Here is a 13,299-nt window from a genome sequence, read left to right as displayed (position 1 = left end):
TAATCTCTATCCCCCGCTCACTCCCCATACGTCGAAACGCGCGCCTTTAGCGCCTCTTCGAGTTGACCGAGCCAGCGCTGGCCTTCAGCCAGGCGCGCCAGGCCTTCGGTTTCGTGCAAGCGCCACAGGTGTTGAATTTGTGCGTCGTACACACGTTGACGCTCTTCGAGGGGAGGGAAGCGCGCGGCCAACTGGCGATTGATCTTGTCCTGTTCCTGCACCTCATGCTCCCACTGCAGAATCTGGCGCTTCCAACGCTTCTCGTTCTCCGCTTGCCAGGTTTCCATCTCCTTGCGCTGACGTTCTTCGCTCATGCGCTCCAGCTCTGCTACCTGGTTCATTTCACGCCGAATCGTGTCTTGGAAGCCCTCGATGGTGGAGACGGCGCGCTTACTCACTTCCAGTTGTTCCGCAAAGGCCAGCATCGCCTCGCGCTGGCGGGCAATCACGTCGCGCTGTGCCGTAAATTCATCCTGCCATTTGGTCACTTCGCGCTGCCGTTCGACATCCGCCACCCGCATCTGCTCGATGAACTGCTGCTGCTCGCGCTTGATGTCCTGTGGAATCGGCTGAATGGTGACGACCGTCCGCTCCAGCTTCTGCAGCTTCTCCTGCAGCAGCGGCACCTTGCCCGCCTGTTCTTCAATCCGCTTGAACAGGTCAACCGTTTCCTGCTGCAGCTGCACGATGCGCTTATTATCCTGCACACGCTGCTCGGCCAGGTATGGCAGACTGCGGGTGCGTTCATCTATCTCCTTGTTTAGCGAAGCGACGCTTTGGCGCAGCGTCAGCACCAGCTCACTCAGGCGCTGATCTTCAGAGCGTCGCAAGGCCAACTCTTCCTCGATGCGGCCAAAGCGGTTCAATTCCTTGCGCACCTCATTCAACCCACGGGACAGGGTCTCGCGGTCGGTCCCGCGCAGACGCTCGCGTTCGCGCGCATCGGCATCCATCTGCTCCTCGCGCTTCTGCAGCATCAGCACAACCTCGTTCTTCAACTGCTGCAGCGCCTCGTCCACCTGGGAAAAGCGCACGAGCTGCGACTGGGTGCTGACCAGGCGCCCCTCCATCTCCTGGATGCGGCGCGCCTGCTCTAGCATCTCGACATTCAGGCTCTCTATACGCTGCTGCAGCTTGGCGACCTCGCCGCGGTCTCGCCGATGTTCTTCATCCAACCAGGAGACCATCTGCGCCAGTTGTGTTGTATCCATGAACCCTCTTTTTCGACTATTCTCGGTGGCAGTATGTCCGCGCCCATTATAGCATGAGTCCGCGACGGCGCAAGACTTCCCAGGCCTGCACCAGGAATTCCAGATGTGGCGCACATTCAACCACTAAAGAACACAGGCGGGGGTGGGTGAACGCAAAGAAACGACCGATCAGAGGCAAATCGGCAACTTCTCTGCGTTCTTTGTGATTTCTGTGGTCAACAACCTGACTACATTTTGGAGCTGCTGTTGTATCATTTGACGGAGTCTACACCTGATGGTAAGATGTTGACCTGTCCCAACCTCCAGATCCTGTGCATCCCATTGGAGAAACAACGTCTCTATGCGCATCGGAATTGATGCACGCATCGCCTACTACACCCGCGCTGGCATCGGCCAGTACACGTGGCGTTTGATCGAGGCCCTGGCGGCGCTCGATCAAACCGACGACTTTCACATTTTCAAGCATCGCAAAGATCAAACCGAGTTCGCGCGTCAGGCCAACTTTCAACAGCACGCCGTCTGGACACCCAGCCATAACCGGCTTGAGATCTACCTGCTGGGCTTGGAAATGCTGTGGTCACGTTTGGATTTGGATATTCTCCACAGCACCGACTTCATCCCGCCCCAGTGGAAACCGCGCGGCTGCAAATCGGTCATCACCATTCATGACCTGGCGTTCCTCCACTACCCCCATTTCCTGACCAAAGCCAGCGCCCGCTACTACGGCCAGATCGAAGACGCGGTCAAACGCGCCGATCACATCATCGCCGTTTCCAACAGCACACGCCGCGACATCGTCAATCTCCTGGGCGTTGACGAGCAGAAAATCACGGTAATTTACGAAGCGCCCAACCCGGTCTACCTGCCCATGGATCGCGGCCACGCCGTGGCGCAGGTGCGGGCGCGCTACGCCCTGCCCAATGATTTCATTCTGTTCGTCAGCACCATCGAACCGCGCAAGAACGTGCAAGGCCTGCTGCGCGCCTTCCGCCGCCTGCTCGACGACTATAAACTCGATGTCTCCCTCGTCCTGGCAGGATCCAAAGGCTGGCTTTCTCAGGAAGCCTACGACCTGGTCAATGAGCTGAAGCTCAACAAGCAATGCCTTTTCCTCGGCCCGGTTGAGGAGAACGATCTGGTATTTCTCTACAATGCCGCCCGCTGCCTGGCCTACCCTTCGTTTTACGAGGGCTTTGGCCTGCCGCCGCTGGAAGCCATGGCCTGCGGCACCCCTGCCGTCGTGGCGAACGTCTCTAGTTTGCCAGAGGTGGTCGGCGATGCTGCGCTGTTGGTGGCGCCCAACGACGTTGAGGAATTGACCGTCGCGCTTTGGCGGCTGCTCACGGATGACCAGGTGTGGACAGAATTACAGCAGAAGGGGTTCAAGCGCGCGGAGCGCTTCTCCTGGGCGCGAGCCGCACGCGAAACCCTCGATGTCTACCGCTCGATCAGCGCGTTAGCTCCAGTTCCCGCCGCAGAGCCTTGAAGCGAACCTGATGGCCCGTCTGCTCGTTCTCACACCGCAGCTGCCCTTTCCCCCACACCAGGGCACCACCATCCGTAATTTCAACCTGATTGCCGGCCTGGCCCAGCGCCACGACGTGGACCTGTTGAGCCTGACGCAGCCGGCCGATCCACCGCCCGCACAAACGCCGCTGACCACGCTCTGCCGTCAGGTCATCACCGTGCCTGCACCCCCGCCTCGGCCGGCGTGGCGCCGTCTGCTCACCACCGTCAGCACGCCGCTGCCCGACATGGCTTTGCGCCTGGCCGGCGTAGCCGCGTATCAACAAGCCTTGCTCAACCTGGTGCAAACCACGCCTTACGCGGTGCTCCAGGTGGAAGGCATTGAGATGGCGCCCTACGCACGCTGGCTGCAGCAGCAGCCGGCCTGGACCGCAGTCCGTCGAGGCGGCCAGCCGCGCCTGGTGTTCGATGATCACAACGCCGAATACCTCTTGCAGCAGCGCACCGCCCTGGCCGACCTGCGCCGCCCGGCGCGGTGGGCTGGCGCAGCCTATTCCCTGGTGCAGTGGCGCAAGCTGGCCGCCTACGAGGCCGCCGTCTGCCGCCTGGCCGACCGCGTGGTGGCCGTTTCCCAGGCCGATGCGGAGGCTCTGCGCCGCCTGCTGCCCGGGATCAACGTGGCTGTAGTACCCAATGGCGTTGACCTGGGGACCTTCGCGCCCGGCTGCAGCGCGCCTGCGCCAGAGATGCAGCCCAACGCCGTGGTCTTCAGCGGCAAGATGGACTATCGCCCCAACGTGGATGCGGCGCTGTGGTTTGCGGATGAAATTCTGCCCCGCATAGGCGCCCACATTCCCACCGTGCACTTCTGGATCGTGGGCCAACAGCCGCATCCGCGCCTGGCGCGTTTGGCTGACCGGCCAAATATCACCGTGACCGGCCGCGTACCCGACGTGCGTCCCTACCTGGTCGGGGCTGCGGTGTGCGTCTTACCTTTCCGCATGGGCGGCGGCACCCGGCTTAAAGTCTTGGAGGCGCTGGCCCTGGGCAAGGCCGTGGCCTCCACCACCCTCGGCGCCGAGGGTTTTGGGCTGCGTGACGGGCAAGAGCTGCGCCTGGCCGACACCGCCGCGGCCTTCGCTCAGGTTGTGCTAGAATTGCTGGCGAACGTCGAGCAGCGTGCGCGGTTGGGCGTCCGCGCGCATGCGTTCGCCGCGGCCCACTATGGATGGGAACGCATCGTACCGCAGCTCGAAGCGGTGTACACCTCATGAGCGACGCCCTCACCTGGTCAACGCCGGCCCAGGCCGCCCTGGCGGCTCGCCATCAAGCAGAAAATGCGCGCCGCCAACGGCGCAGCGGTCGCCAGGCGTTGCGGCTGCTCCTGCTGCGCCTACTGGCCCCTCGCAGCCGCTTGACAGCGCCGCCGGCCGCGAACCGTATGCCGCCGCCAGGCCGCGTCCTGGTCATCCGGCCCGATCACCTGGGCGACTTGCTTTTTACCACGCCGGCGCTGCACCATCTGCGCCAGGCCTGGCCCGCCGCGCACATCACGGCGCTCGTTGGCCCGTGGGGTCAGGCCGTTTTGGCCGGCCACCCGGCCCTGGATGACATCCGCACCCTGCCCTTCCCCGGCTTCACGCGCCAGCCGGCCGCCAGTCTGACCGCGCCCTATCGGCTGCTGCGCGCGGAGGCTGCGCGCCTGGCCGCGCAGCGCTTTGACCTCGCGTTGATTCTGCGCTTCGACCACTGGTGGGGCGCATGGCTGACCCAACGCGCGTCCATTCCGCAGCGCATCGGCTTTGCCATCCCCGAATGTGCGCCTTTCCTGACCACCGCGATTCCCTACACCCCGCGCCAGCACGAAGTCCGGCAAAACCTGACTCTGGCCGCGGCCGCCACCGGCCAAGCGCCAGCGGAGCCGGCGCCGCTGCACTTCACGGTGAGCGAGACAGCCGCAACTTGGGCTGAAGTCTGGCTGCGTGAGCATGCTCTGCTTGCGCAGCCGCTGGTGATCTTGCAGCCAGGCAGCGGCGCGGCGGTCAAACTGTGGCGCGTGGAAGCCTGGGCCGCGCTGGCAAGCGCCCTGCAGGAGAAAGGGCTGGCACTGCTGCTGACCGGCGGCCCCGCGGAAGCGTCGCTGGCGCAGGCCATCAACGCGCGCCTGCCGCAGCCGCTGCCCTCGCTCGTAGGTCATACCAGCCTGGAGCAGGCGGCGGCCCTATTTCAACGCGGCGCCCTGGTCATCGGCCTGGACAGCGGCCCTATGCACTTGGCAGTAGCCGTAGGCGCCCCCACCATTCACCTCTATGGCCCGGTGGACGCGGCCGCCTTTGGCCCGTGGGGCGATCCGAGGCGCCACCGCGTGTTGACATCGGCCTGGACCTGCGCGCCCTGCAACCGGCTTGACTTCACAGACGCGTCGCTGCCTCTGCATCCCTGCGTGCGCGCCATCACCGTAGAGCAGGTCTTGGCCGCGCTGCCGGCCGCGTTGGCCTGAAGCAGACCCCACTCACTACATCTTCTTGTCTACATGCTGTGTCTGAGGTACAATGTCAGGCATGGCTTACCCTATTCAATCACGCATCAGACGGTGTTCATGAAAACAGACATGCAAGTAATGCTCGAAGAAGACAAACACTGGTGGTTTGCCAGCCGCACACGGGCCATCCTGGGACTGCTCGACCGCTTCTTACCGGCCGACAGCCAGCGCCTCGTGCTCGATGTGGGCTGCGGCGCGGGCAACATGGCCCATCACCTGGCTCATTATGGCCGCGTGACCGGCATTGACCCCAACCCCAAACCGTTGCGCGTGGCGCGCGCACGCGGCCTGAACGTGCGCGAGGGCAGCGCTGACGCCCTCCCCTTTGCCGACAACACCTTTGGCCTGGTGGCGCTGCTCGACACCGTGGAGCATGTGCCCAACGAGATCGGCGTCTTTGCCGAATGTCACCGGGTTCTGCGTCCGGGCGGCCATCTGCTGGTCACGGTGCCAGCCTTGATGTGGCTGTGGAGCCAAAACGACGTCATCAACGCGCATCAGCGCCGCTACACCGCGCCCGAGCTGACGTCCAAGCTGCAACAACAAGGCTTCCAGGTCTTGCACACAAGCTACAACAATTTCTTTGCCTTTCCCTTGGCAGCCGGCTTGATCTTGCTGCGCCGGGGCCGGGCCGAACCAAAACTGGCGTCGCCCCATTTCGATGAAGACGCCTACCAGGTTGAAATGGAAGCCGCGTCGCCGGTGGTCAATGCCCTGTTGAGCAGCGTAGGCAAAGTGGAGGCCGCATTGATCAGCCGCCTCTCCCTGCCCATCGGTACATCCATCATTTGCCTGGCGCGTAAGTAGGAAGGTTCTGTGCATGCCGTCTCAACGCCACGATTCGTCGGCCGATTTCTCGTGGGCATTCTGGCTCCTGGATGGGTTCCAGGGGCTGCGCCGCGAGATGGATCAGTTCTGCCCGCCCGATGAATTCTGGACGCATATGCATGCCTCTGAACGTGAATTCTTGCTTGCCTGGCGGGTTTTGATTGACGACGCGCTCGAGCGCAATGCGCGCAAATCGGGCGTCCAGGCCAATGGCGATGTCATCGTGTCCAAGCGCCAGAGCATTGACATTGAATTCTAACGCCTACGGCCTGCTTTTCCTTGCGGCCTGGCTCCTGCTCACTCTCGGCGCATGCGGCCCGGTCGCCGCGCCAACAATGACGGCGACGTGGACCCCCACGCAAACGCCGACGGTTACGTCCACGCCGACGAACACCCCAACCGACCGGCCAACCCCGACCATAACGCCGACCGCCAGCGCGACGCCGACCGCCACGACCACACCCACCCTGACGCCCACGGCCACGGTCACGCCTGGCCCTACCCCAGACGGAACCGTGCGGACGGCGAACGCACCTATTCTGATGTACCACTATGTCTCTGAGCCGCCTGCCGATGCCGACATCTATCGGCGCGATTTGTCCGTGACGCCCGCGCAACTGTCTGCTCAGATCGAGGCCATGGCCGCGGCAGGCTTCGTCAGCGTGCGCCTGAGTGATCTCATCAGCTACCTGGCGACCGGTCAGCCCGTCTTGCCCCCCAAGAGCGTCGTGCTCACCTTCGACGACGGCTACCAGGACAACTTCGACCACGCGTTTCCCCTGCTCAAACAAGCTGGCTTCACGGCCACGTTCTTTGTCATTACCGATTTTGTGGATGCCGGCCGTCCCGGTTACATGACCTGGGATGAGCTGCGCGCCATGCACGACGCCGGCATGGACATCGGCTCGCACTCGCGCAATCATCCCGACCTGGCCGGCCAACCGCTGGATTTCCTGGTCTGGCAAGCACTCGGCTCACGCGAAATGATCGAAAGCCGTCTCGGCTTCACGCCACGGGTCTTTTGCTACCCCAGCGGCCGCTACGATGCCCTGGCGATGCAGGTGGTGCAGTCGGCCAATTTCTGGGGCGCGGTGACCGTTCGTCAAGGCGCCACCCACAGCAGTGAGCACCTCTTCGAGCTGACGCGCGTGCGCATGCGCGGCAGCTACAGCACAGCGGACGTCATGCGTCTGCTCACCACCGACTGGTGATGCGCAGCCCACACGCGCATGATGGACTTCATGACGTAAGTTTTGAACGTTACGCGCTGCGCGTGTTATAATGCGACCAATTACCCGTCTCGTCACTGCCCAATGCAACCTCGCCAGGGGAATGAGGCCGACGAATCGCGCGGCGGCATTTGCCGGATTGCACAAATTCCGCGCACTCTTTCCCCAGTGATGTCCGTGATCGCCCACACAGGACAAACACGGTGTGGCCCTGCTCGACGCGTCATCTACGTAGGAATGGCGTGTTGCAAGGGATGCCGCCGATGGAGTCAAAGATCCTGGTCAAACCATAACCGATTGTGATGTGAGGTGAAGACGTGTTACGATACCTGATCATTGCCCTGCTGATCCTGTTGGGATTAAGCGGCCTGGGCAGCGCCATCTTCGGAAGCCAGACTCGGCGTCGCCTGATATTGACCGCGTTTACTGTCATCGTGTGGGGCGCCGCGGCGTTGATGTACTTCAACCCCCCGGCGGAGACGTCGCGCCTGGTCATTGCACCCACCGACACCCCCGCGCCAACGGCCACGCCGCAGCCCGGGCGCATCATTTGGCATTCTGGACCGAGCGATGATCTTCAGCTCTGGATCATGGATGACGATGGGAACAATAAGCGCAAATTGACGACCGGCGCCGATATTGGAACAAACGTCGAACCGGCCTGGTCGCCGGATGGCAGCCAGGTGGTCTTCGTCACCGACCGCATGGACAAAGAAGCCTTGCAGATCTATGTCATGAATGTGGATGGCAGCAATCAGCATCCACTCATGCCGTTCCAGGCCAACCACAGCTGGTCGCCCGACTGGTCGCCCGATGGCAACAAGATTCTCTTCCAGACGAATCGGGGAGAGAATGCCATCTTCCAGTTGTACACCTGCAACGCGGATGGCAGCAACATCAAGAACATGACCAGGACCGCCACCAACGAAAGCCGCGGCGACTGGTCACCCGATGGGCAGAAGATCGCCTTTGTCTCTGAGCGCGACGGCGATCGCAACATCTACGTGATGGACGCGGACGGCAGCAATCAAAAGGCGCTGACGAGCAGCAAGAGCGACGAGTTGTATCCGCGTTGGTCGCCGGACGGCCGCGAGATTCTGTTTCAAAGCAACCAGGAAGGCAACGGCAACTTCGGCATCTATGTGATGAAGCCTGATGGCAGCGATGTGCGGCGCATCAGCGACCTGGCCGCCAATAACATCACACCGGTTTGGGCGCGGGATGGTCAGTCCATCGTCTTCGCCTCCGATCGCGATGACCCCAATTGGGACTTGTACATCATGGCGCGCGATGGCTCGAATCTGCGCCGCCTGACGAACGAGAAATCAGTAGATCGTTTCCCCACCTGGCATGGGAGGTAACATGCGCACATCACTTCGACGCCTGCGTTGGCCGGCGGGCTTTTGGAATGTCGCCGGGCCGGTTTTCATCGTGCTGGCCATGGTACATCAGAGCGCGCAACCCCCGCCCAGCTACATTGGTTCCGACAACGAGCGCGCCGGTTTCGGCGTGGCCTCAACCATCAGCGGATACGACATAGGGCTGCTGCACGGCGGCTGGTATGTTCGCTGGGACGCTCAGTTGGCGCCGGCCGAGCCGGACGGCTACATCTACATGCCGATGCTGCGTGTGAGCGGCGCAACCTACCGGCCCAGTGGCGATTACCTGGCAACGGTCATCAGTCGCAACCTGGGGCGCACCTGGATTGTGGGCAATGAGGCCGACAACATCTGGCAAGACAATGTCCTGCCGCAGGACTATGCCGTAGCCTATCACGACGCCTATACCTTCATCAAAGAGCACGACCCCACGGCCAAAATTGCCATCAATGGCGTCACCCAGGGCACCCCCTTGCGCCTACAGTGGCTTGACCTGGTCTGGAACAGCTATCGCAGCCGCTATGGCAGCGACATGCCGGTAGATGTGTGGAACATGCACACCTTCGTGCTGCGCGAACAGATCAACTCGTGGGGCGCGTCCATTCCCCCAGGCGTCAATGCCACTCAGGGCATGCTGTGGGAAATTGACGATCACGACCGGATTGACCTGGTGCAGGAACAGGTCATTCGTTTCCGCCGCTGGATGAAGGATCATGGGCAGCAGAACAAACCCCTGATCAATACAGAGTATGGCATCCTCTTGCCGGCAAACTACGGCTTCGAATATGCCCGCGTCGCACGCTTTCTCACCGGCACCTTCAACTTGTTCAATTCGCTGCGCGACCCGGCTTTGGGAATGCCAGAGGATGACTATCGCCTGGTTCAGCGTTGGTGTTGGTTCTCGCTCGACAGCGAGCAGTTCGAGGGGCAGTATGTTCGTTCTCTGTTCGACCGCGCCACGCATCAACTGACTCCCATTGGCGACGCCTATGCCAATTGGACCCTCAATCATCGCACCTGGTACAGCGATCTGGAAATCAGCGCAGGACCTTCTTACTCAGCAACCTGGGCCGTGTTCGAGAATCAGCCGAGCCGGCTGACGCTGGACGCCGCGGTGATCAACACCGGCAACCAGGCCGCTGGTCGCTTCGGCGTTCGCTTCGGCGTTGGCGCGCCAGAAAACCCCTCGCTGACCATCGGCGACGTGACGGTGGCGTCTGGGTTGCCCGCACGCCACAGCCCGCCGGCGGCTGTTCAGGTGGCCTGGGAACACGTAATCAGCCAGACAACGCCGATCTTCGTCCAGGCTGACCCGTTGAACATGGTGCGCGAGTTCCGCGAAAACAACAACTCTAGAACTTCGACCTTGACGCCGCCCGCATTCTTGGATTTGCAGCTCAGCAATTTGCACACCACGGCCGGGCCCCTGCCCGCGATCGGGGTGACCGGCACCATTACCGTACCCTTGAGTGTGGATATCTCCAACTTGGGCGGCGTTGGCGTGGTAGGCGACCTGGAAGTGCAGTTCTGGCGGGGTCAACCCAATGCCGGCGCTTACCTGGGCAGCGTCACCCTGAACGTTCAGAATTCGCCGCATCTGCCCGTGAGCGCTGCTTTCGAGTGGCTGGATGTGACGCCTGGCTTCTACAATGTCTCTGCCTACATCTCGCCCGCGCCCAACGATGCCAACCCGAACAACAATCTGGTCGTCGTGCAGGTTCATGTCCCCGCGACGCGCACGTACCTGCCGGCCATCCGGCGGCGCTAAGTCATGCAGAAAAAACACTTCGTCCAGGCCGGGCTTGCGCTTCTGACGTTGGTCATCATCACAAGCCCGGCCTGGGCGCAGCCAGGCCTCCACGCCATCCCCGCCTCGACGCCGGCCACACCACTAGCCCCTGCGCCTCCTTTCATCCTGACTCAGTTAGGTCAGATCGGCGGACCGAGCTACACGACGCAGGTCGTCGAGCCTTATGCCTATCTCGGCGCCGGTTTTCGCCTGCAAATCCTCAACATCGCCAATCCGAGCGCTCCCGTGCTCGTCGGGCAGACGCCGCTGCTGCCCGACATCGTGCGCAACCTCCAGGTCATTGGCAGCCTGGTTTTCGTTGCGCTGGGCGACAGTGGACTCTACCTGTACGATGCAAGCACCCCGGCTGAGCCGCAGCGCCTGGGCATCTTTGACACGCCTGGTTTTGCGCTGGGCGTGAGCGTCGTCGGCAGCGTGGCCTACGTGGCCGACTACACTTCGCTGCAGATTGTGGACGTGAGCAATCTGCTGGCTCCGCGCCTGCTGGGCATCTATCAAGCGGCCAACGTCATCCAAAACGTCACGGTCAGCGGCGGCCTGGCGTTCGTGTCTGAGGGCGCGTGCATCTCCAGTGGCTGCAGCGGCATCATGGAGATCGTCAACGTCAGCAACCCCGCCAATCCTGAACTACGCGGCCGCCATACGATCCCCTTTCCAAGCTACATGCGCGATGTGCAGGTCAGTGGGAACCTGGCCTATCTGGCCGGCGGCGAAGTGGGGCTGCAGATTCTGGACATCAGCAACCCGGCCGCGCCTCAACTGCGCGGCGCGTACAACACACCCGGCTTTGCCAGCAGCGTCAGCCTCAGCGGCACGATGGCCTATGTGGCCGACGGCCGCGCCGGCCTGCAGTTGATTGACGTGGCAAATCCGCTCACACCCACGCTGCGCGGTTTCTTCTACACGCCGCGCGCGGCGTCCAGCGCGTTCGTGGTAGGGCGCGTGGCCTACGTCACCGATCACACCAGCGGACTGCAGCTCGTAGATGTGGCAACGCCCAGCGCGCCGCGCCTGCTCGGCGCGTACACCATCCCAGGCTATGCCTACGGCGTCACGGCGCGTGATCAGATCGTGTATGTGGCTGCTGGCTACAGTGGGCTGCAGCTCGTGGATGTGAGCAACATGACCGCGCCGCGGCCATACGGCGCGTACAACACCCCGGGCATCGCACGCAGCGTGCGGGTGGCGGGTAATTTTGCGTATGTGGCTGACCACGATCGTGGCCTGCAAATCATTGATGTCAGCCGGCCGCCAACGATCACGCTGCGCGGGGCTTTCGACACCCCGGGCAACGCTGAAGATGTGGCGATCTCTGGCACGTTGGCCTTTGTGGCTGACGGTTTCGATGGCGGTTTGCAGGTGATTGACGTGAGTCGGCCCATGTTTCCCGCGCGCATTGGCGCGTTCGACACCCCAGGCGATGCAGAAGGCATTCGCTTGTTTGAAAACCTGGCCTACCTGGCAGATGGCAACGCCGGACTGACCATCGTGGATGTGCGTAACCCCGCCGCGCCCGGCGGGCTGGCCACGCTCAGCCTCCCTGGCTACGCGTTTGGCCTGGCAATCACGCGTTCCATCAGCGGTTCTGTGACCTCCACCCTGGCCCTGGTGGCCGCGGGCACCGGCGGTTTGCAGATCGTTGACGCCAGCAATCCCGCGGCGCCGACCCTGCTTGGCGTGTACACCAGCACCCAGGACCTGCACGCCGTCGAAGTTGTCGGCCGCTATGCCTACCTGGCCGATGCCGGCGGCGGCATTGTGGTACTGGACATCAGCCAACCGGCCAGGCCGCAGCGCGTCAGCGCCTTCAGCACCCTGAGCTACGCGCGTGGGCTGCATCTGGCCGGTAATTTGCTCTACGTGGCTGACGGTGAGGGCGGCCTGATCAGCGCCTACACCACGGATGCGCCGGGCGCGCCGCGGGCCGTGCGCCTGCCGCTCGTCTTCAATCGTTATCGCATCCTTCCATTCCCGCCGTGATGGCTGGCGCCAAGCGCGCCGCGCCCGATCGAGCTGTTCCATGTTTCACAAGATTTTTGTACCGCGGGGATGATCGTGGTATGATGCACCCACATCCATCCTAGTCGTTCACCATGCGAATGGCGAAAGATGCGCAGCGTGGGACGCGACGCCCCGGCTCTTTCATCATCGCCTGCGCGGTGGACGACTGACTGCATGAGGAATTCGCATGAAAGACTCTATGGCTTTGCCTGGCGCACAACGGTTTGCGACCGCGGTTGAGGCGCAGCCGAGGCGCATCGTCACCACCTGGTTATACATCATGTGCATCCTGGTGGCGCTGATGGTGGTCGTAGGCGGCTACGTGCGCCTGAGCCGCTCTGGCCTCTCCATCGTCGAATGGAATGTCATCACCGGCGTGGCGCCGCCGCTGACCGAACAGGCCTGGCAAGAGGAATTTGCCAAATACCAGCAATCGCCCGAATATCTAAAGATCAACCAGGGCATGTCCTTGGCCGAGTACAAATCCATCTTCTACGTGGAATACTTTCATCGGCTGATTGCCCGGTTGGTGGGGCTGGCGCTGGCGCTGCCGTTGGCCTACTTCCTGCTGCGCGGGCTGATTCCCTGGCGCCAATCTGGCGTCTATTTAGCCATTGCGGCTGTTTTTCTCTTCCAGGGTTTCATGGGCTGGTTCATGGTCGCCAGCGGCCTGGAAGACCGCCCCAGCGTCAGTCACTATCGGCTGACGGCGCACCTGGTGACGGCGCTGGCGCTGCTGGCCATCTGCCTGTGGACGGCGCTCAATCAGACCTACCGCGTCACGGCCGCGCGGCCCGGCGCCCGTTCCCGGCTTTTGTCCCTGGGCCTGGTG

11 protein-coding genes are annotated in these 13,299 nt (G+C 62.6%); 10 read left to right on the top strand and 1 reads right to left on the bottom strand.

Going from position 1 to position 13,299, the window contains the following annotated elements; all coding sequences use genetic code 11:
- Nucleotides 1-17: 17 nt before the first annotated feature.
- On the bottom strand, nt 18-1,211 hold the full coding sequence (locus tag ACPQ6D_RS17600) for a coiled-coil domain-containing protein (RefSeq protein ID WP_423225661.1): 1,194 nt from the start codon (nt 1,209-1,211) through the stop codon (nt 18-20).
- 340 nt (nt 1,212-1,551) lie between these two features.
- On the opposite strand from ACPQ6D_RS17600, the gene ACPQ6D_RS17595 reads away from it, so the two are divergent.
- The 10 genes from ACPQ6D_RS17595 to ACPQ6D_RS17550 form a co-directional block, all read left to right on the top strand.
- Nucleotides 1,552-2,697 (top strand): glycosyltransferase family 4 protein, encoded by a 1,146-nt coding sequence (locus tag ACPQ6D_RS17595; protein WP_423225660.1) that lies wholly within the window; start codon nt 1,552-1,554, stop codon nt 2,695-2,697.
- A 10-nt stretch (nt 2,698-2,707) separates the two neighbouring features.
- Complete coding sequence (locus ACPQ6D_RS17590; RefSeq protein WP_423225659.1) at nt 2,708-3,952, top strand: glycosyltransferase; 1,245 nt, start codon at nt 2,708-2,710, stop codon at nt 3,950-3,952.
- Entirely contained in the window at nt 3,949-5,178 is a 1,230-nt protein-coding gene (locus ACPQ6D_RS17585; RefSeq protein WP_423225658.1) for a glycosyltransferase family 9 protein, read from the top strand. The genes ACPQ6D_RS17590 and ACPQ6D_RS17585 overlap by 4 nt, the downstream gene beginning before the upstream one ends.
- A 111-nt stretch (nt 5,179-5,289) precedes the next feature.
- Entirely contained in the window at nt 5,290-6,027 is a 738-nt protein-coding gene (locus ACPQ6D_RS17580; RefSeq protein ID WP_423225657.1) for a class I SAM-dependent methyltransferase, read from the top strand.
- 13 nt (nt 6,028-6,040) lie between these two features.
- Complete coding sequence (locus ACPQ6D_RS17575) at nt 6,041-6,307, top strand: hypothetical protein (protein WP_423225656.1); 267 nt, start codon at nt 6,041-6,043, stop codon at nt 6,305-6,307.
- Nucleotides 6,297-7,259 (top strand): polysaccharide deacetylase family protein, encoded by a 963-nt coding sequence (locus ACPQ6D_RS17570; RefSeq protein WP_423225655.1) that lies wholly within the window; start codon nt 6,297-6,299, stop codon nt 7,257-7,259. Before ACPQ6D_RS17575 ends, ACPQ6D_RS17570 begins: the two co-directional genes overlap by 11 nt.
- 335 nt (nt 7,260-7,594) lie before the next feature.
- The gene (locus ACPQ6D_RS17565; protein ID WP_423225654.1) at nt 7,595-8,638 is read left to right on the top strand and encodes a DPP IV N-terminal domain-containing protein; all 1,044 of its coding nucleotides are present in this window, start codon (nt 7,595-7,597) and stop codon (nt 8,636-8,638) included.
- Between the two features lies 1 nt (nt 8,639).
- On the top strand, nt 8,640-10,424 hold the full coding sequence (locus ACPQ6D_RS17560) for a CARDB domain-containing protein (RefSeq protein ID WP_423225653.1): 1,785 nt from the start codon (nt 8,640-8,642) through the stop codon (nt 10,422-10,424).
- Nucleotides 10,425-10,427: 3 nt separating this feature from the next.
- Nucleotides 10,428-12,446: a hypothetical protein gene (locus ACPQ6D_RS17555; protein WP_423225652.1), complete on the top strand. Its 2,019-nt coding sequence runs from the start codon at nt 10,428-10,430 to the stop codon at nt 12,444-12,446.
- Between the two features lie 208 nt (nt 12,447-12,654).
- Nucleotides 12,655-13,299, top strand: a 645-nt coding sequence (locus ACPQ6D_RS17550) for a COX15/CtaA family protein (protein WP_423225651.1), incomplete at its 3' end; no start/stop codon positions are given.

The sequence above is a fragment of the Candidatus Amarolinea aalborgensis genome, from assembly GCF_900491745.1.
GTDB classification, from domain to species: Bacteria; Chloroflexota; Anaerolineae; order SSC4; family Amarolineaceae; genus Amarolinea; species Amarolinea aalborgensis.
The sequence above is the reverse complement of the archived record's forward strand: the minus strand, read 5'-3'. Positions and strand labels throughout refer to the sequence as shown.